Genomic DNA, 24,689 nt, shown 5'->3' on the forward strand with positions numbered 1-24,689 from the left:
CGGGGGGCGCATCGGCTACACCTTTTGATGACGACCTAAACCATTCGCAGCCGAAGTGGACGCCGGTTTGGTGTCGCGACTGGTCTAACTTCAAAGGCTTATGAGCATTCGTCGGTTCATTCGAACCGCCGAATGCTCTAGGGCCGGGCGCGCTTCGCAGCCGCATCACCGAGCTCGCCGAGCGGCTGATCGAGGAGTTGGCGACGCGCGGGGCCTTCGCGCGGCTACGGACCTCGCGCGCCATCTGCCGCTCAGCGTGGTCTCCGAGCTCGTGGGCCTTCCGGAGGAAGGGCGCCAGCGGATGCTGGTCTGGGCCGCGGCGGCGTTCAACGGCATGGGCCCGCGGCAATCCGCTGACGGAGGCGGCCTTGCCGGTGATGGGCGAAATGGTCGACTACATCACCGATCCGGAGCTGCCCGGGCGGCTGCGGCCGGATGGCTGGGGGGCCGAACTCTACCGGTCGGTCGAGGCCGGCGAAATCAAGGCTATCTCTCCCCCTCGCTCGATACGACGATCTTCGCGACGACGAACCTGATCTGGCTGTTCGCGCGCCATCCGGAGCAATGGAGACGTCTGCGGGAGGAGCCCGGCCTCGTGTCGCGGGCGATCAACGAGGCGATCCGCCTGGAAAGCCCCGTGCAGGGCTTCGGCCGGCGCGCCACGCGCGATGTCGAGATCGACGGCTACCTGATCCCCGAAGGGGCTATTGTGCTGATGCTGTTCGCGGCGGCGAATCGCGACGAGCGCAAGTACCCGGATCCGGACCGCTTCGACGTGGGCCGGGACTGCGGCGGCCACCTCGGTTTCGGCCACGCCGCGCACCTGTGCGTCGGCATGAACCTGGCCAAGCTCGAACTCAACGCCCTGGTTTATGCGCTTTTGCCGCGGGTGGAGCGGTTCGAGCTCCTCGGCGAACAGCGGGCGGCGAACAATATGCTGCGCGGATTCGACTCCCTGCCGGTCGCGGTGAGCTGAGCCGGATCCTCGTAGGCGGCCGTCGCGGCTATCTCACGCGCTCTCGGCGACGACTGCAAAGCCCGTCGCCGAGCGTCGCGCCGCCGCCTCGCGGAAGCTGGGCGCGATCAGGCCCACCGACGCCAGGAACAGCGCCGCCACGACCGTCGCCAGGACGGCGACGTTCTGCTCACCGCCGATCACCGCGCCGAGGAAGGGCCCAAGGGCGAGGCCGCACGCCTGGGCCGCGACCATCTGGGGAACCAATCGCCCCTGCCGGTCGAAGCCAGTGGCGGCCGACAGATAGATGGGCTGCGCCAGGTTCCAGCCGAAGTTGAACAAGCCGACGACGACGGCGAAGAGGAGGGCGGCTTTGGCGGTGACGCCTATGACAGCTAGGGTGGAGGCCGCGCAGAGCACCATGGACGCGCTGAGCGGCCGGCATCGCCCGAACCTTGCGCCCAGCAGGCCAGCGAACAGCGCGCCAGCGACGCCAGTGATCTGCGACACGCCCAGGGCGTTGGCGACCGGCTGGGCCGAAAGCCCCCGGGCGGTGCCGATCAGCGACAGATAGGCCCAGAGGATGCCGCAGCCGAGGAAGAAGACAAAAATCGACGCGACCGCCAGGCTTCGGCCGAGGACGGATAGGGTCACCGTCTCCGGCGGCACATGCAGCAGATTATCGCCGTGGCTCGGCATCAGGGGGACCAGCCAGAAGGCCGCCAGCGAGACGGCGACGATGATCAGGTAAAAGCCGGTGAGGCCGATGGTCGCGAACAGCGCGGGCAGCGCCCAAAGGCCGATCGCGCCGTACAGCAGAATCCACATGATCAGGAAGCCAAACTCGCGGTCCGGGTCCTTGGTCATGCCGATCGCGGTGAAGCTTAGCGATGAGAGCCCGCCCGCGCCAAGTCCAGCCAGGAAGCGGGCTGCGGCGAGCCAGGTCGGGTCGGTGGAGTGGATGAGGCACGCCGCATTCCCCAGCGCTTCGATCAGGATGCACGCCGACAGAAGCGGCCGCCAAGGAAGGCGATGCGAGAGGAAGGTGAAAAGGATCATGGTCGCGGCGTAGCCGGTCATCTCGCTCGAGGCGACATAGCCTGCCTGGGCGCCGGACAGGCCGGCGCGGTCCACCAAGCCTTGCAGGTAGCCTGGCTGGATGATGAAGACGAGGACGGCGATCACGCCCAGCATCGTCGCGGCGACCACGGCTGACTGGCGCTCCATCGGGGCGGCGTGCGCGTGATCCTGGTTAGGCGCTTCCATGTTCACATTATCCTTGCCGAGCCTGCACCCAAGCCTTCGCCGGGCGCGTCAACCTGCCCGACGTGTTCGGCGCTGGCGAGGAGCGGCGGCGGCCGGCGGGCGTGAGGATCAAACGAACGCTCCCTCGACGATCGCGAGGCTACGGTGGCCTCCGCGTCGGCTTTCTTAAAGATTCAATGACCGGTCGAATTATTATTGGCAAGCGAATAATCGTCGTCGCCGCCGAGCTTGTCGTCTGTCAGGCCTCGCCGCGCAACCGGTCAGTTGGAGAGACGCCAGATGCGAGCGCGTGCGTCTTGGCGACGGGGGGCTCGTCGGAGCAGTGAAACTCGACGATTGTCCGGTCTAACGGATCGTCAGATCTGCGCGCCGACGTTTCAAACTGTTGCGGAGCCGCGGCGCTTGCGCACCCCTGGCGTAACGACCCCGAGAGACTTTGTCGCGGGCCTCCTTCATGATTGACATTCGGCGTAGGACCTTGACATTCTCGACCGAATACGAGTTTCGGTTTGGGCGGGAGCGGGTTTGGCGGACCGCCATTCAGCAATCTCGCTGACGCCCGACCGCGCTCGACATTTATTACTCTGAGGGGCGGAGGAGACCGCGTGCGTCGGCATATATTTGTCGATTGCACGTAATCCAGGCCTGGCGTGGGACAAGAAATGGAAGACAAGAAACCGGCCACCCGCGGCGCTGCTGAAAATCCTGAGCCCGCAAACTCCGCCACCGAGGGCAGGAGGCCGTTTACGCGCCGTGATTTCGTCGGCGGCGTCATGGTCGGCTCTGGGGCCGCTCTTCTGAGCATGGCTGCGCCCGCAGTCCTGCGCGCGACCGCCAGCGCCCAGACCTTTCCCCTCAAGATGACCGGGCTGGGGGCTGACTGGACAGGTCCCGGCGGGGTCGGAGACTACGGCGGCTATAACGGCAACACGCACGAGGTGGTCAACGCCGCGCACGATGCGATCCGTATTCAGGCGCTCGATCCCAAGCTGTCCACGGCGATCGATACAGGCGAGAACTACGACGTCGTCATCGTCGGCGCCGGCATATCGGGACTGTGCGCCAGCTACGTCCTCCATCGCGAGCGGCCGGGCGTGCGGGTTCTGGTCCTGGACCAGCACGGCATTTTCGGCGGCGAGGCCAAGCAGAACCAGTTCGAAGTCGACGGCTATAAGCTGACGGCGCCGCAGGGGTCGACAGGGATCGTCGTGCCATTCGCCCGCGCCAAGGACGCGGGCATGTACTCGCCCTGGGCCAAGGAACTCGGCTATCCCGAGCAGTTCGAGTACCAGTCTCCGAAAAACCTCAGTCAGCCGATCAAGGTCCCCGAGGATATGTGGTCTCCCATGCACATTGCATGGGAACGCGCCGACACGGCCTTCTATTACGAAGGCAAGGGCATGGTGAAAAATCCATGGCGCGACGGTTTCGAGCGCGCGCCCTTGTCGGAGAAGGCCCGTAAGGCGCTTGTCGACCTGGAACTGTTCCGCACCCCGCCCGAGCGGCCGGACTGGGAGCGGTGGCTCGACACGATGACCTACAAGGATTTTCTGCTGAACGTGGCGAAGGTCCCGGCGGACGTCATCGATGAGGTCACGAAATATCTCGATCCGGTGGCGAGCGCGATGGGAACCGGATTGGGGTGCGACATCATCTCCGCGTACTCCGCCTATAATTTCCTGATGCCTGGCGTAAACGCCTACTATCGGTATCAGAACAACGGCGCTGATCCGACGGACACCATCTATCTGGCGACTTATCCGGGCGGAAATACCGTAACGGCGCGCAAGTTCGTCAAATTATGCATCCCGGATGCGATCGCGGGCGGCGCCGGCACATACGATGTGATGGACGGAAGCTTGAACTGGGCCGCGCTGGACCGGCCGGCCAACGCCGTGAGAATCCGCCTCAAGAGCACGGTCGTGGAGGTGAAGCACGACGGAGCGCCCGGCGCCGCAAAGTCGGTGAACGTGGTCTACCTGAACGAGGGCAAGCTCCATAAGGTGCGCGCCAAGGCGGTCATCTGCGCCGGCCAGCAGCATGCGAACAAGCACATCTGTCGCGACATCTCGCCCGAGTATCGCGAGGCGATGAACGCGTTCCAGCACGCGCCCATGCTCACGCTCAACGTCGCCGTCCGCAACTGGCGCTTTCTCGACAAGATGGGCGTAGCCTGTGTCAGGTGGTTCGACGGGTTCGGCTGGTGGACCGGCCTGCGGCGCAACCTTGTGGTCGACGGCCACGAGACGCAGCCGCTCGATCCCAACAAGCCGTTCGTATTGACGCAATACATTCCCTTCCCGATACCGGGCGCGCCGTTCCCTGACCAGTGCACCCAGGCCCGGATGCAGCTCTTCTCAATGTCGTTCGCCGACATCGAGCAGCAGACGAAGGAGCAGTTCACAAAGATGTTCTCGCCCTATGGCTTCGACTGGGATCGAGACGTGGCGGGCATTATCGCGAACCGGCAAGGGCACGCCTATTTCGTCGGAGCCCCAGGCTTCTTCTTCGGCAAGGACGGCAAGCCTGCGCCCAAGGACATCCTCGCCAAACCCTTCCATCGCATCGCGTTCAGTCACTCGGAGGTGTCGGGCGCCCAGATGTGGGAGAACGCCGCCGGCGAGGGCGAACGCGCCGCCAAGCAAATCCTTGCAATGATCTGAGGCGGTTCCCGGCCCGCGCCGATCCGGCAAAGCGGTCACAAAACCAGAACTAATACGAGTTGACATTCGAGATAAAAAGGCCTCGATTTTGGGGCCCATTGGGAGGCTTGGTATGCGGCCGCAGGCCTTCGGCAAGATGAGGCTGATGTCGCCAGGAGGGGGCCTGCACGTCCCCGCGTCCGCGGCGGTCATCCTGTTCCTCAGCGCAGCGTCGGCCCAGGCCGCTGACGCCGCCCATGGCGCGCAGGTCTTCAAGGCGTGCGCGCCCTGCCATTCGATTGAAGCCGGCCAGCGCTCGTTCATGGGACCCGATTTGAACGGCGTCGTCGGCTGCAAGGCGGCGAGCGATGCCGACCGGGCCGACGTTATCGCGTTCCTCAAGACGAAGGGCGGCAAATGAGGCGAGCCAAGCTGACCTCGGCGCTGGCGCTCTGCGCGACTTTCGCGCTCCTGGCCCCCATCTCGGCCGCGCGCGCCGAACTCAAGCCCGAACAGTTGCACGTCGAGGCGCTCGCCGAGGCGATGCGTCCGCACTGGGTGTGGATCAACGATCTGTCCTTCGACCGCATGACCGAAGGCCGCGCCTATCTGGTGGACGCCGACAACGGCAAGCTCCTCGGGATGGTGAATGGCGGCTTCAATCATGGCTCCATCTTCTTGGATCCGGCCGGCCAAAAGTTCGCGATCGCGTCGACCTTCTATTCGAGGGGGACCCGCGGCGAACGGACCGACGTCGTGACCTTCTACAAGACAAGCGACCTGAAGCCGGCCGCCGAGGTCGTGATCCCTCCGAAGCGATACGGCGGGATGCCGTTCCCGGCTGCGCTGCCGATCACGCCGGACGGACGATTCGGCCTGATCTATAATTTCACGCCCGAGCAGTCCGTCACCGTCGTGGATCTGGCCTCCCAGTCGCTGGTCGGCGAATATCCGACCGCCGGCTGCGGCTTGATCTACCCGACGGGACAGCGCTCGTTTCTGATGCTGTGTGGGGATGGATCGATTCAGCCGGCGACGCTGTCGCCGAAGGGCGAGGTGACCCTGGGCAAGCCGACGAAGCCGCTGTTCGACAAAGACGATCCCGTCACGGAGAAGGGCGTCTGGACAAGCTCGTCCTGGCTGTTCTTCACCATGAGCGGCAAGGTCTACGAGATCGGTGGCGCAGAAGATCCCAAGGTGAGCGCGACCTGGTCGCTGGTGGAAGGCGACGCCTCATGGCGGCCGGGCGCCTTCCAGACGGCCGCGGTCCATCAGCGCAGCGGCCGGCTGTTCGTCCTCATGCATCAGGGCGGCCCGGCGACGCACAAGGACCCCGGCTCGGAAATCTGGGTGTTCGATCTGAAGAAGCGCACGCGCGTCGCGCGGCTAAGGCTGGATTCCCCGGCGATGTCCGTCGCCGTCAGCCAGGACTCCAAGCCGCTGCTCTATACGACGATGTTCGAGGATCCGGCCCTGAAGATCTACGATGCGACGAGCCTGCAGCTGCTGCGGCGGGTGGGCGAACTGGGGCGCACAAGCACCGTCATTCAGCCTTCGCCTCTGGCTGAGGCGCGGTAATGTTGGACCCTGCGCTCTACGACGTCGTCCGGCTCGGCTGCGCCATCCTCCTGCTCGCGGGCGCGTGGCACAAGTTCTCCGCGCCAGCGCAATTCGCCGAGGTGGTCGCCGGCTATGCGATTGCGCCGCGGCGATTTGCAAAGCCGCTCGCGCGAATTGTTCCGCTGGCGGAAGCGGCGGCGGCGGCGGCGGCGATCCTCCTGCGAGGGCCGGGGCTGGCGTTGAGCGCCGCGCTGCTGGGCGGGTATGCGTTGGTCCTTTCGCTCAATATCCTGCGCGGGCGGGCTCACGTCGACTGCGGCTGCCATGCGTTTGGCAGGCGGGCCGTAACCCTGCAATGGCCGATGGTCGCCCGCAACGTGGCGCTTGCGGCCGTCGCCTCGGTTGCGGCGCTGGTCGGCCGCTCCACACGTCCGGTGCAGCCGCTGGATGTGCTGACGATCGTCGCGAGCCTGCTCGTCCTGACGCTGCTGTACGCCAGCTTCGACGAGTTCTTGGCGCTGAACTCAAAGTCGGAGGCTTGGCGCCAAGCATGATGACCGTGCTCATAATCGCCGTGGCCGCGCAGTGGGGACTCCTCGTCCTCCTGGCCCTCCTGAACGTGGCGCTCTTCCGGCAAGTGGGCCTGCTGCACATGAGGATCTCGCCCGTGGGCGCGCTGACGCTCCCCGGTGGCGTGGCGGTCGGCGCGGCGGCGCCTGAGATGTCGCTGGCGAGCCTCACCGGCGGCGTCGTCCAGGTCGGCGGCCGTTCGGATGGGCGCTCCCAGCTGATCTTCTTCGTCTCCCCGACGTGTCCGATCTGCAAGTCGCTGCTGCCCGCGATCAGAGCGATCCAGAAAAGCGAAGGAAATCGCCTGCAGGTCGTCCTTGCGAGCGATGGCGACGAAGCGCTGCAGGAGAAGATGATCAAAATGGAGCGGCTGGAAGCGTTCCCGTTCGTGCTCTCGGCCACGCTGGGGCAGACGCTCGGCGTTTCGAAGCTTCCCTACGCCGTCCTCGTGGGTGGCGACGGGAAGATCGCGGCCAAGGGCCTGGTCAATTCGCGCGAGCACTTGGAGAGCCTTCTGGAAGCGGAGCGGCGTGGCGTCGCATCCATCCAGGATTTCCTCGTCAAGCGAGCTGCACGGTGAAGGACAGAAAGACCACGATGTCGAGACTCGACCGCATCGCCGAACGGCTGTCCCGAACGGCCGCGAACCGACTTTCAAGACGCAGCTTTTTCGCGCGACTGGGCGGGGGCGCGGCGGCCGCGTCGTTCCCCTTGCTCCCCGTGTCGCGCGCCAACGGCCAGACCCAGCAGCCCGGCGAGACCGGCGATGTGGAGAGCTGCGACTACTGGCGGTACTGCGCCATCGACGGATATCTTTGCTCTTGCTGCGGCGGCTCGACCTCGACCTGTCCGCCGGGAACCGAACCCTCGCCCATCACCTGGGTCGGCACCTGCCGCAATCCGGTCGACGGCAAGGACTACGTGATCTCCTACAACGACTGCTGCGGGAAGAGCGGGTGCGGGCGTTGCCTGTGCAATCGCAACGAACGGGACACGCCGATCTACCAGCCGCAGAGTTCGAACGACATCAATTGGTGCCTGGGAACCCAGATCGGGACTGTCTACAACTGCTCGACCTCGGTTGTTCTCGGGCCGGCAGGCTGAGGTTTCCTGCATGCTGCGAAGGATGGCGGGCCTCGGGCTGCTGATCGCGCTCGCAGCCGGCGCTCCCGCGGCGGCCTATTCGCCGCACGTCAATTACATGGTGAACTGCCAAGGGTGCCACCTGCCGAACGGCGCGGGCATGCCCAATAAGGTTCCGGACATGCGCGGCCAACTTGGCCGCTTTGTCTCGATCCCGGAGGGCCGCGAATACCTGGTGCGGGTCCCCGGGGTGGCGAATTCAAAGCTCAGCAACGCCGAGACCGCCGAGCTTCTCAACTGGCTGGTGGGCGTGATGGGGCCGGCGACAGCGGCGCATTCGGCGCCCTATACCGCCGAAGAGGTGGCGCGCCTGCGCCCCAACCGGCTTCAGGCGCCTGGGGTCGCGCGCCAGAAGGTTCTGGAACTCCTGGCGTCCGGATCGGCGGCCGCGCCGGACGGCCGGCGGCGTCCGAACTGAGACGCGCCTAGATCAGCCCTGCGGCCAGACGGGCGCGCGCTTCTGGCGGAAGGCGGCGATGCCTTCCTGCTTTTCTTCGCCGCCGAGAAGCGACAGGAAGAGCTCGCGCTCGAACCGCAGGTGCTCCTCCAGCGGGCGCCGCAAGGACTCGTGCACGCTGGCTTTCGCCGCCGCCAAGGCGCGGGGCGCGCGCGCAGCGAGCTTGGCCGCCAAGCTCGAAGCCGCCGCGAGCGCCTCGCCGTCGTCGACGACCCGCGCGATCAGCCCGAGCTGGTAAGCGCGCTCGCCCGAGATCGGCTCGCCGGTAAGGATCATCTCCATCGCCGCGGCTCGCCCGATCATCCTGGGCAGGATCGCCGTCCCGCCGGCGCCAGGGATGATGCCGAGGTTGGTTTCCGGCAGCCCGATCTTGGCGCCGCGTCCCGCGACGACGACATCGCAGCGCAACATGAGCTCCGAGCCGGCGCCGAGGCACCAGCCTTCGACGGCCGCGATCAGGGGCTTGCGGAAGTCGCTGATGGCGCGCCAGGCCCGGGTCCGGGGGCTCTCCACAGGCTCCGAGCCGTCCGAACGGGCAAGTTCGTCCAGGTCGGCGCCAGCGGCGAACACCTTTGGGTTGCCGGTGATCACGACGGCGCGCACGTCCGGCGCCAGGTCCGCGCCTTGCAACTGGGCTGCGACAGCCTCGAGCAAGGGAGTCGCCAAGGCATTTCGCTGATCCGGGCGGTTCAGGGTGAGCAGCACCACGCCATCGCCGCGCCGCTCGGTCAGCAGGCTCTCTTGATCAGGCGTCATAGTCGATCACCACATCATCGCCGACAGGGACCGCCTGGCAGGTCAGGATATAGCCTTGCGCCACTTCCTCGGAGCTGAGGCCATAGGTCTTGTCCATCTGCACCTGGCCTTCGACCAGCTTGGCGCGACATGTGGCGCAGACGCCCGCCTTGCAGGCGTACGGCGCGGGAAGGCCTGCGCCGCGGGCGCTTTCGAGGATGCTGCCCTTCTCCGCGTCGAACGCGATGCGTCGCCGGCGTCCGTCCATGCGGACCTCCAGCATCAGGCCCTGCGCCTTCTCCCGCGCCTCGCGGTTGGCCGAAGTGTCGGCGCTCGCAGCGGGGTCGAGGCCGAACCTCTCCAGAAGGATTTGCTCCGGGGCCAATCCCGCTTCGCGCATGGCGGCCTCCGCCGCATCCATCATCGGCCCGGGGCCGCAGATGAAGGCGACGTCGATCGATGCGCGATCGACCAGACTGGACAGCACCTCGGCGATCCGGGCTGCGTCAAGGCGGCCATTGAACAGCTCGACCTCGTCCAGCTCCGCGGTCAGGAAATGGTAGATCTCCAGTCGATCGAGGTAGCGATTCTTGAGGGCGCCCAGCTCCTCGAGGAACATGATCGAGGAGGAGCTGCGGTTTCCGTAAAGGAGCGTGAATCGACTGAGCGGCTCGGCCGCGAGCCCTGCCTTCAGCAGCGACAGAACCGGCGTGATCCCGGAGCCGGCGGCGAAGGCCACGTAATGACGCTTGGCGCCGGCTTCGAAGCGCCAGGTGAAGTGCCCGTGCGGAGGCATCGCCTCGATCGATGCGCCTGGACGCAGCGCCTCGAGCGCCCAGTTGGAGAAGACGCCGCCCTCCACCTGCTTGATGGCGACCTTCAACAGCTGCTCTGCGGGCGCAGCGCAGATCGAGTAGTTGCGCCGCACGTCCTCGCCGCCGATGTCGGCGCGGAACGTCAGGTGTTGGCCGGGCGAGAAGGCGAATTGCGCCGCCCAGTCCGTGGGCGGCTCGAGGGTGAGGGCGATCGCGTGGTCGGTTTCGCGATCGACCGCGACGATCTTCAGGGGATGAAAGGCGGTCGACATGGGCGGGCCTCCTCGGCCGTCCTGGAGCACGCGGCGATCAGGCGAAATCGGCTGATCGCCGCGTGCTCCAGATTCAAAGGTTTGAGCGCGTTCTGACCGCAAACCGGATCCACTTTTGCGGAACGCGCCCTAGTGGCACTTGAAGCGGTCGAAAGGCTCCTGGCACGAAAGGCATCGCCAGAGCGCCTTGCAGGGCGTGGAGCCGAAGCGGCTCACCTCCGTCGTCCGCCCGGATCCGCACCGCGGGCAGGTCACGACGGCATGGGCGCGGAGCGTTGAGGCGGCCGCGCCGGGGGGCGGGGGGGCGATGCCGTAGGCCAGCAGCCGCGCGCGGCCGTCTTCGCTGATCCAGTCTGTCGTCCAGGGCGGCGACAGCACCGTCTCTATGGGAAGGTCGCTGAAGCCGGCCCGATCGAGCGCCACGCGCACCGCAGCTTCGATCGCCAGGGTCGCCGGGCATCCGGTGTATGTCGGCGTGATCAGGACCGCCGGGGGCGCCCGGCGGACCCCGCGAACGATGCCGAGATCCGTCACCGAGACGACCGGAATTTCCGGATCCATGACCGTCTCAAGCGCCGCCATGATTTGGGATTCCGCGCGATCGTCGATCTCGCTAGGTGTCATGGGGTCACCAGACTGCGTCCGGATAGGTGCGCGGCAGGAATTGCATCGTCGCCAAAAGATGCCCGAGATGTTCGCTGTGGTGGCCGCGCCGGCCCCCGCGGATTGCGCGCGGATACGCCGGAGGCGGCAGGGTCGCCTCGCGCAGGACGGCAGCAAGCTTGGCCTCGAAGTCCGACCGCAACTGCGCGCGATCCACCGCGACGCCCATTTCGACCAGCTCCTGTTCGAGCGGGTCGCTGTCGAACATCTCGTCGACGAACCGCCAGAACCAGTCGAAGCCGGCGATCATGCGTTCTCGGCTCTCAGCCGTCCCATCGCCCAGGCGCACGACCCATTCGGCCGAAAGCTCGGCATGATATTGCACCTCCTTCACCGCCTTTGCCGCGATCTCGGCGAGACGCTGCTCGGTGGAATTGGCGAGACCGCGGAGCAAGGCGAGTTGGCAGGTCGAGAAGAGGAACTGTCGCGCCATGGTCTGGGCGAAGTCGCCGTTGGGCTGCTCCACCAAAAGGCAGTTGCGGAATGCGAGCACGTCACGGTGGTAGGCAAGTCGGTCGCCGTCGCGTCCGCGGCCTTCGACCTCGCCCGCCAGGTTCAGGAACAATATCGCCTGGCCGATGAGATCGAGCCCGAGGTTGGACAGGCTGAGATCGATCTCCAGCGCCGGCGCATGGCCGCACCACTCCGTCAGCCGCTGGCCAAGCACCAGGCTGTCGTCGCCCAGGCGCAACAGATATTCGAACAGGGCGGGCGGGGATGAGGCGGGGGCCGACATCAGATGTGCTTCACCACGTCAGGAATGTCGTAGAAAGTCGGATGACGATAGACCTTGCTCTCGGCCGGCTCGAACAGCGGGCCGCTCTGCGACGGATCTGAGGCGATGATTTCGCTGGATTTCACCACCCACAGGCTCACCCCTTCCATTCGCCGCGTGTACAGCTCCCGCGCATGCCGCACTGCGAGCTCGCCGTCGGATGCGTGGACCGAACCGACGTGCTTGTGACTGAGGCCGCCCTTTGAGCGAATAAACACCTCCCAAAGAGGCCAGTCGCGGCTCATGATCATGTCCTTGGTCATTTGAACTGTTCGTCAGGCCGCGCGGCGCGCCTGGCGTTTGGTCTCGTAGGCGTCGGCGGCTTCGCGCACCCAGGCGCCCTCGCTCCAGGCGTCACGACGCGCCTTCATGCGTTCCTTGGCGACCGGTCCCTCGCCGCGAACAACGGCGTAGAACTCATCCCAGTCGACCTTGCCGAAATCATAGCCTTTCTTCTCTTCGTTCCAGCGCAGGTCAGGATCAGGAACCGAAAGTCCCAGGAACTCCGCCTGCGGGACGGTGATGTCGACGAACTTTTGACGAAGCTCGTCGTTGCTGTCGCGCTTGATGCGCCAGCGGAAGCTCTGCGCCGAATTCGGAGATTCGGCATCGGGCGGGCCGAACATCATCAGCGACGGCCACCACCAGCGGTTCAGAGCATCCTGAGCCATGGCCCGTTGTTCCGGCGTGCCGTTGGCGAGCGCCAACATGATTTCGTAGCCCTGGCGCTGGTGGAAGCTCTCCTCCTTGCAGATCCGCACCATCGCCCGGGCGTAGGGGCCATAGGAGGTGCGCTGCAGCGGAACCTGATTCATGATGGCCGCGCCGTCGACCAACCAGCCGATCGCGCCGATATCCGCCCAGGTGAGCGTCGGATAGTTGAAGATCGTCGAGTACTTCGCCTTTCCGGCGTGCAAGGCCGCGATCATCTCCTCGCGGCTCGTCCCGAGCGTTTCGGCCGCACAGTAGAGGTAGAGGCCGTGGCCGGCCTCATCCTGAACCTTGGCCAGAAGCACCGCCTTGCGCCTCAGCGATGGCGCGCGGGTCAGCCAGTTGCCCTCCGGCAGCATGCCGACGATCTCGGAATGGGCGTGCTGTGAGATCTGTCGAACGAGCGTCTTGCGGTAAGCCTCCGGCATCCAGTCTTTCGGCTCAATGAACTCGTCGGCCGCAACACGCGCCTCGAACTGCGCCACAAGCGCGTGGTCTTCGGCGAACAGTGTCGCGTCCGCCGTCGACGCGCCGCGATCCTTCAGTTCGGTCGTGTACATCGCTCGGCTCCTTCAGCCCCGCCACTCTATGATAGACCGACCGGCCGGTCAACATATACGTCAGACGCGTTCGAGCACCAGTGCGATGCCTTGGCCAACGCCGATGCACATGGTGCACAGCGCGAGCCGGGCCTGGCGTCTGTGAAGCTCCTCGGCGGCGGTCAGCACCAATCGCGCGCCCGACATGCCAAGCGGATGGCCAAGCGCGATCGCGCCGCCGTTCGGGTTCACCTGCTCGGCGTCGTCCGGCAGCCCGAGACGCCGCAGCACGGCCAGGCCCTGCGAGGCGAAGGCTTCGTTCAACTCGACGACGTCGATCTCGCCGATGCGAAGCTCAAGCCGGGCGAGGAGCTTCTCGCTGGCCGGCGCGGGCCCGATCCCCATGATGCGCGGCTCGACCCCGGCGACGGCCGCGCCCAGCACGCGAGCGCGAGGGGTGAGGCCGTGCTGGCGCACCGCCGCGGCGCTGGCGACGATGATGGCCGCCGCGCCGTCGTTCACGCCCGAGGCGTTGCCCGCGGTGATCGTCCCGTTCGGCCGCACGATCGGCTTCAGGCGGCCGAGCGCCTCCAGGCTTGTCTCGCGCGGATGCTCGTCGCGGGACACGACCAGGGGATCGCCCTTCTTTTGGGCGATCGAAACCGGCGCGATTTCGCAATCGAACCGACCGGCGGCCTGCGCCCGCGCTGCGCGGCGCTGGCTCTCCATCGCGAACCGGTCCTGGTCCGCCCGCGTCACATTGAACGCGTCGGCCACGTTCTCCGCGGTCTCGGGCATGGAATCGATGCCGAACTCGGCCTGCAGACGCTTGTTAACGAAGCGCCAGCCGATGGTCGTGTCGTAGACCGCGTTGCTGCGCGAATAGCCGGACTCCGCCTTGGGCATCACGAACGGGGCTCGGGTCATGCTTTCGGCGCCGCCGGCGACGATCAAATCAGCCTCGCCCGCCTTGATCGCGCGCGCGGCGCAAGCGACCGCGTCCATCCCCGACCCGCACAGCCGGTTGATGGTGGTTCCCGGCGCCTGTGGGCCAAAGCCGCCCAACAACGCCGCCATCCGCGCGACGTTGCGGTTGTCTTCCCCGGCCTGGTTCGCACACCCGAGTATGACGTCGTCCAGGGCCGCCCAATCCACCTTCGGGTTTCGCTCCACCAGCGCGCGGATCGGCACGGCCGCAAGGTCGTCGGCCCGAACCTCGGCCAGGGCGCCGCCGTACCGGCCAATGGGCGTGCGGATGGCGTCGCAGATGAAGGCCTCGGCCATGGCGCTATTCCTCTGAAGTGATCACCGCACCGCCGATGGTGCGGGAAAGTCCGGTAAAGCTCGCGATCGGGCGACCGTCCTCGGTGGCGACGGTCACGGCGTAGGAGCCGCTGCGGCCCACGCTCATGAGCTCGCGCGCCTCGGCGATCAGGCGCTCGCCCGGCTGGGCGGGCGCCAGAAAGGCGATCGAGGCCTGCTGGGCGAGGGTGGAGACGTTCCGCGAATTGCAGGCGTAGGCGAAGGCCGTGTCGGCCAGCGCGAATATCATCGCGCCATGGGCCACGCGATGGCCGTTGAGCATGTCTTCGCGCACGGTCATGGCCACCCGCGCCCAACCCGGGCCTGCGTCCAGGATCTCCATGTCCCAGGCGCGGGTCGCGCCGCTTCGAGCATGCAGCGCCTGCGCGATCTGCAGGGCCTGGCGCTCGTTCACAGCGAGGCCCAGCCGGCGGAGGGCGCGTAGAGGGCGTCGCCCGTCGCCTCGGCGATGTTGGCGAGCGTTTGCTCGAGGAAGCGCGGTCCGATCCGACGCGCCCAAGCCAGCGGGCCTTCCGGATAGTTGGCTCCGAACAACATAGCCTCGTCAATTCCCGCCGCGTCCGCCACGCCATCTCGTAAGGCGTCCACCGCGCCGTTCGCAATCTGGGCGAGGGTGCGCAGAACGATCTGCCCCGGCCGGTCGGGGACGAGCAGCAGCTGTTTGCCGAGCGCGCCGGCCAGCCGCGCGGCGGCCGGCTCATCGGAGGGCTGACGGACCGTCATTACGAGGATCGGCGCCGCCGCGAGGCTGCGGACATGATCGATCAGGATATCCACGCCGGGACGTTGGCTGAGCGGGCGTCCGTCACCGACCGCGGCCAGGACGCCGTCGACGGCGATGACGCCGGCAGGCAAGGCGGGCTCGCGCCTTCCTGGAGCCTCGGCGAGCACGCCAAGGTCGCTTAGATCCTCGGGCAGTCGAATATCGGCGCCGGCCAGCCCCTCGATGACGGCGGCCGGCGCCTGTTCGACGCGGCTGTCGTAGACGCCCGCGCCCGTCTTGCGCCCGAGCAGCCCCTGCTCGACGAGACGAGCCTGAAAGGGTTGCGGGCGAAAGCGAACGTTCGGCTGCAGCCCTTCGAAGACGGTCGAGGCGGCGGCGTAGTTTACATCATGCCCGATGAAATCGGCGAGCGTCAGCGGACCCATCCGGAATCCGCCGGCGCTCTTCAACGCCGCGTCGATCAGCGCGGGCGCAAGCCCTTCCTCAAGGGCGACGAAGGCCTCCGCATAGAAGGGCCGGGCGACGCGGTTGACGATGAAACCGGGCAGGTCGGCGACGGCGACGGGGTGCTTGCCCCAGGCCCGCATCAAGGTCGAAGCCGCCGTCGCCACGGCCGGCGAGGTGGCCTCCCCGGCGATGACTTCCACGAGCTTCATCGCGGGCGCAGGATTGAAGAAGTGCAGTCCCAGGAACCGCTCAGGCGCCGGCACGGCCGCTGCGAGCTGGGAGATGGAAAGCGAGGAGGTATTGCTGGCGAGCACCGTCTCGCGGCCCACGTGGGCGCCGAGTTCGGCGAAAACCGCGCGCTTCACCTCCAGTCGCTCTACGATCGCCTCGATCACCAGCGCCGAGCCGGCGGCCGCCGACAAGCTGTCCGACCAGCGGATCCGACCGGAGATCGCCCGCGCCTCAGCCTCGGCGATGCGGCCCTTTTGCGTCAGATCTGCAAGCGCCGCGTCCAAGGCGGCCTGCGCCCTGGCCAAGGCCGCCGGCTCCAGGTCGATCACCGTGACGGGATGGCCGGCGCAGGCGGCGACCTGAGCGATCCCGCGGCCCATCGCGCCCGCGCCCACCACGGCGATATGATCTTCCATCGTGATCTGCATGCGCCTCTCTTAGCCCCAGATTATTTGCTTGCCAATAAAAGACCGACCGGGCAGTCTATGAATGACAAGCGACGAGAAGGGGGAAACGCGGATGCCCTATGCGACCGTTCGGTTTGAGCTGGTCGATGGAATCGCTCGTCTGACGCTGAACCGGCCAGAGCGGCTCAACAGCTTCACGGTCGAGATGCATGGCGAGGTCGCCGACGCGATCGGCCGGGTCGAGCGGGATCCCGATGCGCGTGTGCTCGTCCTCACCGGCGAGGGTCGCGCCTTCTGCGCCGGGCAGGACCTGGCCGACAGGGCCGTGGCGCCGGGCGAGCAGGCGGTGGATCTGGGCGACTCTGTGGAGCGCTACTACGCCCCGCTGATCCGTCGGCTGGCCGCCCTCGAGAAGCCCGTGATCGCGGCGGTGAACGGGGTCGCCGCCGGAGCGGGGGCGAACATCGCCCTCGCATGCGACATCGTCATCGCTGCTCGCAGCGCCAAATTCATCCAGTCTTTCGCCAACATCGGTCTCATTCCGGATTCAGGCGGCACCTGGGTGCTGCCCCGGCTGGTCGGCCAGGCCCGCGCGCTTGGCCTGGCCCTGACGGGCGAGCCGCTTCCGGCTGAGACGGCCGAGGCCTGGGGACTGATCTGGAAGTGCGTCGACGACGGCGCGTTCGCCGAGACGGTGGACGCGCTCGCCGCGCGCTTCGCCAAAGGGCCTACACGCGGCCTCGCCGCCACCAAGCGGCTGATCCGCGGCTCGTCGCTGCGTTCGCTCGACGAGGAGCTCGACCTCGAACGTGACGCGATGCGCGAGCTCGGCTTGAGCCATGATTACCATGAAGGCGTTGCCGCGTTCATGGCTAAGCGCAACCCCGTCTTCACCGGCTGCTGACCGCCCCCTCTTCGATCGAGAATCTCATGACCGCCATCCTTCTGAACTACGCCGCCGACGACTGGCGGCAGCCGACCGGCGAAGTGGCCGAGATCCGCTCCGCGGTGACCGGCGAAGTTGTGGCCGCCTCGGGAAGCGGCGGCCTGAATTTCCAGGCGATGCTCGAACACGCGCGGAACGTCGGCGGACCTGCGCTGCGCGCCATGACCTTCCACCAGCGCGCCGCGATGATCAAAGCGCTGGCGCAGGCGATCATGGATCGCAAGGAGGAGCTGTATTCTATCTCGGCCGCGACCGGCGCGACCCGTTCCGACAGCTGGATCGATATCGAAGGCGGCGCCGGAACGCTTTTCTCCATCGCGTCCAAGGGCAAGCGTGAACTGCCCGACGACACCGTGCTGATGGACGGGGCGATGGAACCGATCGGCAAGCGGGGAACCTTCATCGGCCAGCACGTCTACACCTCGCTGCAGGGGGCGGCTGTCCACATCAACGCCTTCAACTTCCCCATCTGGGGCATGCTGGAGAAGCTTGGACCGACGCTGCTGGCGGGCGTGCCCGCCATCGTGAAACCGGCCTTTTCGACGGGCTATGTGGCCGAGCAGGCCTTCCGGGTCATGATCGAAGCCGGCGTGCTTCCGCCAGGCGCGGTCCAGCTCATCCTGGGCTCGACCGGCGACCTGCTCGATCACTTGACGTGTCAGGACGTGGTCTCATTCACCGGCTCTGCGCAAACGGCCATGAAGCTGCAGGCGCATCCGAACATCCTTCGCGAGTCGGTCAGGTTTATCGCTGAGCGGGATTCCCTGAACGCCACGGTGCTGGGGCTCGACGCCACCGCCGACAGCCCGGAATTTGAGCTCTTCATCAAGGAAGTCGCCCGCGAGATGACCGTCAAGGCGGGGCAAAAGTGCACCGCCATCCGCCGAGCCTTCGTGCCCGCCGGCCTGCTCGACGCGGCCGAGGCGGCGCTGAAGGAGCGCCTCTCGAAGGTCGTGGTCGGCGATCCGAACGTCGAAGGCGTCACCATGGGCGCGCTTGCGAGCGCGACGCAGCTCGCCGACGTGCGCGCCAAAGCACGCGAGATCCATCGCGAAGCAAAGCTGGTCTTCGGCGATTTCGACAAGGTCGAGGCCGTGGGGGAGGGGGTTCAGGGCGGAGCGTTCATTTCGCCGCTGCTGTTCCGCAATGACGATCCCTGGGGCGCCGAGCGCATCCACGATGTCGAAGCCTTCGGCCCGGTCTCCACCTTGATGCCGTATCGGGATCTCGCCGACGCGGTCTTCCTCGCCAATCGCGGAAAGGGCTCTTTGGCTCTTTCCCTGTTCACCTACGATGCGGAATTCGCCCGCGCCTTCGTGCTCGGGGCGGCCGCCTACCACGGCCGCGTCGTGGTGATCGATCGCGACAGCGCCCGCGAGTCGACCGGCCACGGCTCACCGCTGCCCATGCTGATCCATGGCGGCCCCGGCCGCGCCGGCGGCGGCGAGGAAATGGGCGGAGTCCGCGGCGTGAAGCATTACATGCAGCGCACCGCGCTGCAGGGCAGCCCGCGGATGCTGTCCGCCGTGGCGGGCCAGTGGCTCCCCGGCGCGCCGAAGACGAGCGAAGGACCGCACCCGTTTCGTCAGCGTTTCGGCGAGCTGGCGATCGGAACCTGCTTCAACACCGCCTCGCGGACGATCACGCTCGAGGACATCGAGCATTTCGCTCACTTCACCGGCGACACCTTCTACGCGCACATGGACGAGGCGGCGGCGGCGGCCAATCCCTTCTTCCCGGGGCGGGTGGCGCACGGCTATCTCATTCTGTCGTTCGCGGCGGGCTTGTTCGTCGATCCGGCGCCCGGCCCCGTCCTTGCGAACACCGGCCTGGACGCGCTGCGGTTCCTGAAACCGGTTTCGCCCGGCGAAGCCATCAAGGTGTCGCTGACGGTCAAGGCCAAGACCAGGCGCACCGACAGCTATGGCGAAGTCCGCTGGGCCGTGAACGTGACCAACGCGGCGGACGAGGCGGTCGCTGCGTATGAACTGCTGACTATGAACGCCATCTGACGAGTCGAGGAGGAAACGATGGACTATGGGCCGCCTTCGCGCGAAGCCCTCGAGGCCTTGCAACTGGATCGGCTCCGTTGGTCAGTAGCACATTCTTACCGCAACATCGCCGGTTTCCGCGCGGCATGCGAAGCCAAGGGCGTGACGCCTGACGACATTCGCTCGCTGAAGGATGTTGCGCTTCTGCCGTTCACGACCAAGGCCGATCTTAGGGCGGCCTATCCTTTCGGCAGGTTCGCCGTGCCGCAGGAACAGATCTCGCGCCTGCACGCCTCATCGGGAACCACCGGTCGGCCGACCGTGGTCGGCTACACCGCCAACGACATCAAGACGTGGGCCGGTCTCACCGCTCGCTGCATTCATGCAGCGGGGGGACGACCCGGCATGAAGGCGCATATCGCCTATGGTTACGGCCTCTTCACCGGCGGCCTGGGCGCGCATTACGGGGCCGAGGCGCTCGGATGCACGGTCATTCCGATGTCGGGCGGCCAGACCGAAAAGCAGGTTCAGCTGATTGAGGACTTCAAGCCCGAAATCATCATGATCACGCCGAGCTATATGCTCTGCATCCTCGACGAGTACCGGCGACAGGGCCTGGATCCTCGCAAGTCATCGCTGCGCATCGGAATTTTCGGCGCCGAGCCGTGGACCGAAGCGATGCGTTCGGAGATCGAGGAGGCGTTCGATCTTCAGGCCAGCGACATCTACGGCCTTTCCGAAGTCATGGGCCCCGGGGTCGCTCAGGAAGTGGCGGGAACCCGCGGCCCGACGATCTGGGAGGACCACTTCCTGCCCGAGATCATCGACCCGGCGACGGGCGAGGTGCTGGCCGACGGAGAGGAGGGCGAACTCGTCTTCACGTCGCTGACCAAGGAAGCGTTTCCGGTCATCCGCTACCGCACCCGCGACCTGACCCGGTTGCTGCCGGGGGCGGACCTGCCTTTCCGCCGCATGGCGAAGATCGTCGGCCGCAGCGACGACATGCTGATCATCCGCGGCGTGAATGTCTTCCCGACGCAGATCGAAGAGCAGGTCCTGAAGTGTCCGGGTCTGGCTCCCCACTTCGTCATCGAAGTGAGCCGCGCCGGACGGCTGGACGAGGTGAAGATCGAGGTCGAGCTTCGAGCGGGTCTCGAGGCGTCGGCGGGGGCGGAGCAGAGCCGGATGCTCGCCGGCTATGTGAAGGACGTGATCGGGGTCACGGCGCGCATCGAGCTTAGGGGCTGCGGCGAGCTTCCGCGCTCGACGGGCAAGGCCTCGCATGTCCGCGATCTGCGTCAGGCGGCGGCGTCCGCCTGACATCGCCTCCGCGGCGCCGTCGAAGCGAAAGGCCCGGCGCTTAGCGCGCCGGGCCTTCTTTTTGGTTCGCAATCAGTAAGCGATGCAGACCGATTTGACTTCGGTATAGGCCTCCAGCGACCGAACCCCGAAGTCCCGGCCCACGCCCGATTCCTTGAAGCCGCCGAACGGCATGTTCGGGTCGACCAGGTTGTGGCAGTTGACCCAGACCGTTCCCGCCTTGATGCGCGGGACGATGTCCATGGTCTTCTTAAGGTCGTTGGTCCAGACCGAGGCGGCGAGACCCATGTCGGTGTCGTTGGCGAGGCGCACCGCCTCGTCCTCGCTATCGAACGGAGTCACGGTTACGAGCGGACCGAAGACTTCCTGGCGCGAGATCGCGAAGTCGGCGGCTGCGTCGACCACCACGGCGGGACGCACGTAGTAGCCCGGCCGGTCCGGGCTGTCGCCGCCCGTGAGGATGCGGGCCCCGTCCTGACGCGCCCGCTGCACATGGTCGAGGATCTTCTGCCGGTGCCCGGCCGAAGCCACGGGATTGATCTGCGCGGCGGGATCGAGCCCCGGCCCGATCGACATGCCCTCCACGGCCTGGGCGAGCGCCTTGGTGAAGGGTTCATAGATGGAGCGGGCGACGAACAGGCGCGAGGATGCGGCGCAGACCTGGCCATTGTTGAAGAAGCCGCCCATGACCGCGCCTTGCACGGCCTGTTCGATCGGGGCGTCGGCCAAGAAGATGGCGGGGTTCTTGCCGCCGAGCTCCAGCGAGGTGCGCAGCATCCGGTCGGCCGCGCTGCGCGCGATCGCCTTTCCGGTCGCGGTGGATCCGGTGAAGGTGATCTTCGAGACCAGCGGATGGTCCACGAGCGCCTTGCCGGTCCGGCCGTCGCCGGTCACCAGGTTCAGGACCCCGGCGGGCAGGCCGGCCTCTTTGGCGAGGTCCATGAGCCGCACGCTGGTGAGGGGGGTGACTTCGGAAGGCTTCAACACGACCGTGCAGCCCGCCGCGAGGGCCGGCATGATCTTCCACAGGCCGATCATCAGCGGAAAGTTCCACGGCGCGATCGCGGCGACGACCCCCACCGGCTCGCGGCGCGTCGAGGCGTTGAAGCGTGCGCCGGGGATGGCGCCGATCGACACGTCAAAGGTCTCGCCGGTGATCTTCGTGGTCAGGCCGGCGATGTAGCGCATGTAGGCGGGCGCGCCGCCGACATCGACGAAGCGCGAGATGTTGATCGATTTTCCCTGGTTGAGGGTCTCGAGTTGCGCCAGCTCCTCGGCGTTCTGTTCCACCAGGTCTGCGAACTTGAGGAGCCGCCGCTCGCGCTCGGCGGCGGGCAGGCCGGTCCAGGCGCCGTTCTCGAAGGCGCGGTGAGCGCTTTGGGCCGCGTCGTCAACGTCCTGGGCGTTGGCGTTGACGACGGTTGTGATCACGTCTCCGGTCGCGGGATCGAAGACATCCAGGCGCTCCGCGCCGCGGCCGGGCCGCCACTCGCCGTCGATGAATACGCCATGCTGCTGTCGCAAGAAGCCGCTTACAGCCGCCAGCGGGGCGACCATCTCAGATCCGTTAGCCATTGTTTCCTCCTGTAATCAGGACTGCGTCTCTTTAGATTTCGAGCGTCTCGCCGGTCATGACGGTGACGAGTTCGCCGGCGAAGGCCACAGCGTCGGCGCCGGCGGCGGCGTTCTCGGGACTCCTCATCGCCGCCTGGAAGGCTTCCGGATCGGTGAAGGTCATCTCCGCCAGAAGAAAGTTTCCCTTCTCGCCGAGCAGCGTCTTGTTGATCTGCGTGATCTCGACCTTGGCGAGCCCGGGCAGCTTGCGCACGAGGGGGATGTGAACTTCGCGGTAATGCGCAAAGAAGGCGTCCGCGTCCTCGGGGGTCTTATAGAGCGCAATCATCTTTTTCAACGGAGGTCCTCCTGGGGCGAGACGCGCCGCCTCATTCATATGCAGAATGGTCGGTCGGACAATCAATGGCAAGTGTCCGGCCGCGCTCCTCGTCGTCGGCGCCTGCCCGCTTCGAGGGGCTGCTGCGCGGCGAACGGCCGCAACGATCATCGACCGACCGGACGGACAGTTTTTCTTGATCTGCTCGATGTGCTTGGTACTGTGGTCTTGGCCCCGCTGGGGCGTCCTCCCTATGAACCTATCGCGCCCGTGAGCGGGCGCGATTTTTTTTGCGCCCAGAATGGGTCGTTGGGAACAGCAGGGCTTCCTAACGCGCGAGCGCTATGCAGGCCGAGAGGGATGCGGCCGAGGCGACGGTGGAGATAAGGATGGTCTTCGAGGTCAGCCGGGCCTCCCGGCCGTAGAATTCCGCCAGCATGAAGGGTCCGGTCCCGGTGGGCATCGCCGCGAGCAAGACCGCGGCGCGCGTCATCGGCGAGGGCAGGCGTAACGCCATGGCCACGCCCAGCGCGATGGTCGGCTGCAGGACGAGCTTCAGCGCGACAAGAGCGGCGGTGACCGCCGCCTCGTCCGGAGCGCGTCGGTCGGAGCCTTCAACTCGAGCGCCCAGGAACAGGCCGATGGTGATCAGCGCGCAGGGCGAGGCCGTGCCGCCGAGCATCTTCAGCGCCTTCTCCGCAGGTTCCGGGATGCTGAGGCCTGCGGCCGCAGCCAGCAGGCCCGCCAGCGGAGCGACGATCAGGGGATTGCGGAGCAACGACCGGCCGACCTTCAGCGCCAGGCGAAGTAACCGTGGTTCCATCTGCAATCCCGTCTCGATCGTCACAACGGCCGCGGCGAAGAGTGCGCAGCCGCTGATCAGGGTGGCGATGGTCGCGGGAATCAAACCGGGCGCGCCCAGCACCGCCGCCATCACCGGAAAGCCCATGAAACCGACGTTGCCGTAGGCGGCGGCCAGATCGTCCACCGTAGCGTCGGCCAGCGGCCGGTCCTTTAGTCTGAACAGCACTGTGAACACGAAGACCGCGGCCACCGATACACCGTAAGCGCTGACGAAGCCCGGCCGCCAGATGTCGGAGAACTGGGCATGGGCGGTGATGTCGAAGAGCAGCGCGGGAAGCGCCAACCAGACCACGAACCGGTTGAGTTCCGTCATGCCGCGCGCATCCATCACGCCGAACCGCCGGACGAGGGAACCCGCCAGCACCAGGGCGAAAATGGGAAAAATGACGGCGAGCGCGGACATGGCTGCGCTGCTATCGCACCCGCTCGATGTGATCCAATGTTATTGGGGAATGGGATCTATTTGGTTCAGGTATCGAGGATGGACCTCCGTCGGATGCGCGCCGGCGGACCAGCAACGCCCAGCGCCCGCATCCGCATTTGACGGCGTGGTCGAGGCGCGCCTTCTCGGTCGCTGATATTCATCATGCTGCAGGATCGATTTCATGCTTTTTGGTTCAGGTTCGATACGTGCGAGTTGACAGATCCTTATTGCTTCTGTTTTAGCCGTTGAAGGTCTTTTTGCCATCGCCGAAGGAGCCATGGGTGTCCGATAGCATCGAGCTACAGAAGATCATCGGCCAAGTCGCGGCCGCCTACTTCAACAATAGCCACGTATCGCCGGCCGAGATCCCGACCGTGATCGGCAATATCGCAACCAGCCTGACCGCCGCGGGGACGCCCGCCGCGGAAGCGGCCGTCGAGCCCGCAGAGCAGGTCAAGGCGACGCCGGCGCAGGTCCGCAAGTCCATCACCCGTGAAAACCTCATCAGTTTCGAGGACGGCAAGCCTTACAAAACCCTTCGGCGTCATCTCGCCGCGAAGGGCATGACGCCGGCGGAATATCGCGCGAAATGGGGTCTTCCGGCAGATTATCCTCTGGTCGCGCCGGCCTATAGCGAAGCCCGCGCGAACCTTGCGAAAGCGGCCGGGCTGGGCAGCCGCATCGCCCGCAAGCCCGCGGAGATCAGCGCGGAGACGCCGGCCCCTGCTGCCGTCGGCAAGCCCGCGGCCGCGTCGAAGGCCAAAGGCCGTCGCGGCACGCCGACCCGCGCCCGCCAGGCCAAGTCCGGCGGCGCCAATGCGGCGTCCAAGGCGACGTAGTGACGGCGGGCGGCATCTGCGGCTCGTGCGATTGCAGGCGGATTATCGCAGTCTAAGAGTCTGACTCATAATGTTTTCGAGGGACATCATGGGTTTGCGATCCGTCGGGCCATGAGTTGAACGGAGGCCATTAGGAGCCAGGCGGTGGAGCTTTCAATGGTCTCCTCGAAGTCCTTGGC

General features: G+C 66.4%; 24 protein-coding genes and 2 pseudogenes. 12 read left to right on the forward strand and 14 right to left on the reverse strand.

Annotated elements, in window-relative coordinates; translation table 11 throughout:
• Positions 1 to 301 precede the first annotated feature (301 nt).
• Entirely contained in the window at positions 302 to 976 is a 675-nt protein-coding gene (locus VJS38_RS01540; RefSeq protein ID WP_324086393.1) for a cytochrome P450, read from the forward strand.
• A 33-nt stretch (positions 977 to 1,009) separates the two neighbouring features.
• Here the strand turns inward: VJS38_RS01540 and VJS38_RS01545 are convergent, their stop codons facing one another.
• On the reverse strand, positions 1,010 to 2,221 hold the full coding sequence (locus VJS38_RS01545; RefSeq protein WP_324086394.1) for an MFS transporter: 1,212 nt from the start codon (positions 2,219 to 2,221) through the stop codon (positions 1,010 to 1,012).
• 662 nt (positions 2,222 to 2,883) lie between these two features.
• Here VJS38_RS01545 and VJS38_RS01550 point away from each other — a divergent pair.
• The 7 genes from VJS38_RS01550 to VJS38_RS01580 all read left to right on the forward strand — a co-directional run bounded on the left by VJS38_RS01550 (position 2,884) and on the right by VJS38_RS01580 (position 8,554).
• On the forward strand, positions 2,884 to 4,884 hold the full coding sequence (locus VJS38_RS01550) for an NAD(P)-binding protein (protein ID WP_324086395.1): 2,001 nt from the start codon (positions 2,884 to 2,886) through the stop codon (positions 4,882 to 4,884).
• Positions 4,885 to 4,996: 112 nt separating this feature from the next.
• The gene (locus tag VJS38_RS01555; protein WP_324086396.1) at positions 4,997 to 5,284 is read left to right on the forward strand and encodes a hypothetical protein; all 288 of its coding nucleotides are present in this window, start codon (positions 4,997 to 4,999) and stop codon (positions 5,282 to 5,284) included.
• The gene (locus VJS38_RS01560; RefSeq protein WP_324086397.1) at positions 5,281 to 6,441 is read left to right on the forward strand and encodes an amine dehydrogenase large subunit; all 1,161 of its coding nucleotides are present in this window, start codon (positions 5,281 to 5,283) and stop codon (positions 6,439 to 6,441) included. The genes VJS38_RS01555 and VJS38_RS01560 overlap by 4 nt, the downstream gene beginning before the upstream one ends.
• Complete coding sequence (locus tag VJS38_RS01565) at positions 6,441 to 6,977, forward strand: MauE/DoxX family redox-associated membrane protein (RefSeq protein WP_324086398.1); 537 nt, start codon at positions 6,441 to 6,443, stop codon at positions 6,975 to 6,977. Before VJS38_RS01560 ends, VJS38_RS01565 begins: the two co-directional genes overlap by 1 nt.
• Positions 6,974 to 7,573, forward strand: a complete 600-nt coding sequence (locus VJS38_RS01570; protein WP_324086399.1) for a redoxin family protein — start codon at positions 6,974 to 6,976, stop codon at positions 7,571 to 7,573. Before VJS38_RS01565 ends, VJS38_RS01570 begins: the two co-directional genes overlap by 4 nt.
• 17 nt (positions 7,574 to 7,590) lie before the next feature.
• Entirely contained in the window at positions 7,591 to 8,097 is a 507-nt protein-coding gene (locus VJS38_RS01575) for a methylamine dehydrogenase light chain (RefSeq protein WP_324086400.1), read from the forward strand.
• Positions 8,098 to 8,107: 10 nt separating this feature from the next.
• Complete coding sequence (locus tag VJS38_RS01580; protein WP_324086401.1) at positions 8,108 to 8,554, forward strand: cytochrome C; 447 nt, start codon at positions 8,108 to 8,110, stop codon at positions 8,552 to 8,554.
• 12 nt (positions 8,555 to 8,566) lie between these two features.
• Here VJS38_RS01580 and VJS38_RS01585 read toward each other — a convergent pair whose 3' ends face one another.
• The 9 genes from VJS38_RS01585 to VJS38_RS01625 all read right to left on the reverse strand — a co-directional run bounded on the left by VJS38_RS01585 (position 8,567) and on the right by VJS38_RS01625 (position 16,256).
• Positions 8,567 to 9,349, reverse strand: coding sequence for an enoyl-CoA hydratase/isomerase family protein (locus VJS38_RS01585; RefSeq protein WP_324086402.1), 783 nt, complete (start codon positions 9,347 to 9,349; stop codon positions 8,567 to 8,569).
• On the reverse strand, positions 9,339 to 10,415 hold the full coding sequence (locus tag VJS38_RS01590) for a 2Fe-2S iron-sulfur cluster-binding protein (protein WP_324086403.1): 1,077 nt from the start codon (positions 10,413 to 10,415) through the stop codon (positions 9,339 to 9,341). The genes VJS38_RS01585 and VJS38_RS01590 overlap by 11 nt, the downstream gene beginning before the upstream one ends.
• Before the next feature lie 129 nt (positions 10,416 to 10,544).
• A complete protein-coding gene (gene paaD / locus VJS38_RS01595; protein WP_324086404.1) occupies positions 10,545 to 10,997 on the reverse strand; it encodes a 1,2-phenylacetyl-CoA epoxidase subunit PaaD in 453 nt (150 codons plus the stop codon).
• 46 nt (positions 10,998 to 11,043) lie between these two features.
• A complete protein-coding gene (paaC, locus tag VJS38_RS01600; RefSeq protein ID WP_324086405.1) occupies positions 11,044 to 11,814 on the reverse strand; it encodes a 1,2-phenylacetyl-CoA epoxidase subunit PaaC in 771 nt (256 codons plus the stop codon).
• Positions 11,814 to 12,104, reverse strand: a complete 291-nt coding sequence (gene paaB, locus VJS38_RS01605) for a 1,2-phenylacetyl-CoA epoxidase subunit PaaB (RefSeq protein ID WP_414692400.1) — start codon at positions 12,102 to 12,104, stop codon at positions 11,814 to 11,816. Before paaB ends, paaC begins: the two co-directional genes overlap by 1 nt.
• Positions 12,105 to 12,128: 24 nt before the next feature.
• Positions 12,129 to 13,124 carry a 1,2-phenylacetyl-CoA epoxidase subunit PaaA gene (gene paaA / locus VJS38_RS01610; protein ID WP_324086406.1) on the reverse strand — a complete coding sequence of 332 codons (996 nt, stop codon included), beginning with the start codon at positions 13,122 to 13,124 and terminating at the stop codon, positions 12,129 to 12,131.
• Between the two features lie 60 nt (positions 13,125 to 13,184).
• Complete coding sequence (gene pcaF, locus VJS38_RS01615; RefSeq protein ID WP_324086407.1) at positions 13,185 to 14,387, reverse strand: 3-oxoadipyl-CoA thiolase; 1,203 nt, start codon at positions 14,385 to 14,387, stop codon at positions 13,185 to 13,187.
• 4 nt (positions 14,388 to 14,391) lie between these two features.
• Positions 14,392 to 14,820, reverse strand: coding sequence for a hydroxyphenylacetyl-CoA thioesterase PaaI (paaI, locus tag VJS38_RS01620; RefSeq protein WP_324086408.1), 429 nt, complete (start codon positions 14,818 to 14,820; stop codon positions 14,392 to 14,394).
• Complete coding sequence (locus VJS38_RS01625; protein ID WP_324086409.1) at positions 14,817 to 16,256, reverse strand: 3-hydroxyacyl-CoA dehydrogenase NAD-binding domain-containing protein; 1,440 nt, start codon at positions 16,254 to 16,256, stop codon at positions 14,817 to 14,819. The genes paaI and VJS38_RS01625 overlap by 4 nt, the downstream gene beginning before the upstream one ends.
• Positions 16,257 to 16,347: 91 nt before the next feature.
• Here VJS38_RS01625 and paaG point away from each other — a divergent pair, with 91 nt between their 5' ends.
• The 3 genes from paaG to VJS38_RS01640 all read left to right on the forward strand — a co-directional run bounded on the left by paaG (position 16,348) and on the right by VJS38_RS01640 (position 20,492).
• Positions 16,348 to 17,139, forward strand: coding sequence for a 2-(1,2-epoxy-1,2-dihydrophenyl)acetyl-CoA isomerase PaaG (paaG, locus tag VJS38_RS01630; RefSeq protein WP_324086410.1), 792 nt, complete (start codon positions 16,348 to 16,350; stop codon positions 17,137 to 17,139).
• Between the two features lie 26 nt (positions 17,140 to 17,165).
• On the forward strand, positions 17,166 to 19,193 hold the full coding sequence (gene paaZ, locus VJS38_RS01635; RefSeq protein ID WP_324086411.1) for a phenylacetic acid degradation bifunctional protein PaaZ: 2,028 nt from the start codon (positions 17,166 to 17,168) through the stop codon (positions 19,191 to 19,193).
• Positions 19,194 to 19,334: 141 nt separating this feature from the next.
• Positions 19,335 to 20,492, forward strand: coding sequence for an AMP-binding protein (locus tag VJS38_RS01640; RefSeq protein WP_324086412.1), 1,158 nt, complete (start codon positions 19,335 to 19,337; stop codon positions 20,490 to 20,492).
• A gap of 72 nt (positions 20,493 to 20,564) precedes the next feature.
• Here VJS38_RS01640 and VJS38_RS01645 read toward each other — a convergent pair whose 3' ends face one another.
• The 3 genes from VJS38_RS01645 to VJS38_RS01655 all read right to left on the reverse strand — a co-directional run bounded on the left by VJS38_RS01645 (position 20,565) and on the right by VJS38_RS01655 (position 23,650).
• Entirely contained in the window at positions 20,565 to 22,067 is a 1,503-nt protein-coding gene (locus tag VJS38_RS01645; RefSeq protein ID WP_324086413.1) for an aldehyde dehydrogenase family protein, read from the reverse strand.
• A 31-nt stretch (positions 22,068 to 22,098) separates the two neighbouring features.
• On the reverse strand, positions 22,099 to 22,395 hold the full coding sequence (locus VJS38_RS01650) for an EthD family reductase (RefSeq protein ID WP_324086416.1): 297 nt from the start codon (positions 22,393 to 22,395) through the stop codon (positions 22,099 to 22,101).
• Between the two features lie 316 nt (positions 22,396 to 22,711).
• Complete coding sequence (locus VJS38_RS01655; protein ID WP_324086414.1) at positions 22,712 to 23,650, reverse strand: AEC family transporter; 939 nt, start codon at positions 23,648 to 23,650, stop codon at positions 22,712 to 22,714.
• 302 nt (positions 23,651 to 23,952) lie between these two features.
• On the opposite strand from VJS38_RS01655, the pseudogene VJS38_RS01660 reads away from it, so the two are divergent.
• Positions 23,953 to 24,345: pseudogene (locus VJS38_RS01660) on the forward strand (MucR family transcriptional regulator); the annotation flags it as partial.
• A gap of 251 nt (positions 24,346 to 24,596) precedes the next feature.
• Here the strand turns inward: VJS38_RS01660 and VJS38_RS01665 are convergent.
• Positions 24,597 to 24,689: pseudogene (locus VJS38_RS01665) on the reverse strand (IS5/IS1182 family transposase); the annotation flags it as partial.

It is taken from the genome of Phenylobacterium sp. (assembly GCF_035276905.1).
Taxonomy (GTDB): Bacteria; Pseudomonadota; Alphaproteobacteria; order Caulobacterales; family Caulobacteraceae; genus Phenylobacterium.

Coding starts and splice junctions, on each gene's coding strand:
- paaC (WP_324086405.1), bottom strand. CDS start 11,814: ATGTCGGCCCCCGCCTCATCCCCGCCCGCCCTGTTCGAATATCTGTTG.
- VJS38_RS01625 (WP_324086409.1), bottom strand. CDS start 16,256: ATGCAGATCACGATGGAAGATCATATCGCCGTGGTGGGCGCGGGCGCG.
- VJS38_RS01570 (WP_324086399.1), top strand. CDS start 6,974: ATGATGACCGTGCTCATAATCGCCGTGGCCGCGCAGTGGGGACTCCTC.
- VJS38_RS01645 (WP_324086413.1), bottom strand. CDS start 22,067: ATGGCTAACGGATCTGAGATGGTCGCCCCGCTGGCGGCTGTAAGCGGC.
- VJS38_RS01655 (WP_324086414.1), bottom strand. CDS start 23,650: ATGTCCGCGCTCGCCGTCATTTTTCCCATTTTCGCCCTGGTGCTGGCG.
- VJS38_RS01550 (WP_324086395.1), top strand. CDS start 2,884: ATGGAAGACAAGAAACCGGCCACCCGCGGCGCTGCTGAAAATCCTGAG.
- paaD (WP_324086404.1), bottom strand. CDS start 10,997: ATGGCGGCGCTTGAGACGGTCATGGATCCGGAAATTCCGGTCGTCTCG.
- VJS38_RS01555 (WP_324086396.1), top strand. CDS start 4,997: ATGCGGCCGCAGGCCTTCGGCAAGATGAGGCTGATGTCGCCAGGAGGG.
- VJS38_RS01540 (WP_324086393.1), top strand. CDS start 302: ATGCTGGTCTGGGCCGCGGCGGCGTTCAACGGCATGGGCCCGCGGCAA.
- VJS38_RS01580 (WP_324086401.1), top strand. CDS start 8,108: ATGCTGCGAAGGATGGCGGGCCTCGGGCTGCTGATCGCGCTCGCAGCC.
- VJS38_RS01560 (WP_324086397.1), top strand. CDS start 5,281: ATGAGGCGAGCCAAGCTGACCTCGGCGCTGGCGCTCTGCGCGACTTTC.
- paaA (WP_324086406.1), bottom strand. CDS start 13,124: ATGTACACGACCGAACTGAAGGATCGCGGCGCGTCGACGGCGGACGCG.
- VJS38_RS01565 (WP_324086398.1), top strand. CDS start 6,441: ATGTTGGACCCTGCGCTCTACGACGTCGTCCGGCTCGGCTGCGCCATC.
- VJS38_RS01585 (WP_324086402.1), bottom strand. CDS start 9,349: ATGACGCCTGATCAAGAGAGCCTGCTGACCGAGCGGCGCGGCGATGGC.
- paaG (WP_324086410.1), top strand. CDS start 16,348: ATGCCCTATGCGACCGTTCGGTTTGAGCTGGTCGATGGAATCGCTCGT.
- paaB (WP_414692400.1), bottom strand. CDS start 12,104: ATGATCATGAGCCGCGACTGGCCTCTTTGGGAGGTGTTTATTCGCTCA.
- VJS38_RS01575 (WP_324086400.1), top strand. CDS start 7,591: ATGTCGAGACTCGACCGCATCGCCGAACGGCTGTCCCGAACGGCCGCG.
- VJS38_RS01545 (WP_324086394.1), bottom strand. CDS start 2,221: ATGGAAGCGCCTAACCAGGATCACGCGCACGCCGCCCCGATGGAGCGC.
- paaZ (WP_324086411.1), top strand. CDS start 17,166: ATGACCGCCATCCTTCTGAACTACGCCGCCGACGACTGGCGGCAGCCG.
- pcaF (WP_324086407.1), bottom strand. CDS start 14,387: ATGGCCGAGGCCTTCATCTGCGACGCCATCCGCACGCCCATTGGCCGG.
- VJS38_RS01650 (WP_324086416.1), bottom strand. CDS start 22,395: ATGATTGCGCTCTATAAGACCCCCGAGGACGCGGACGCCTTCTTTGCG.
- VJS38_RS01590 (WP_324086403.1), bottom strand. CDS start 10,415: ATGTCGACCGCCTTTCATCCCCTGAAGATCGTCGCGGTCGATCGCGAA.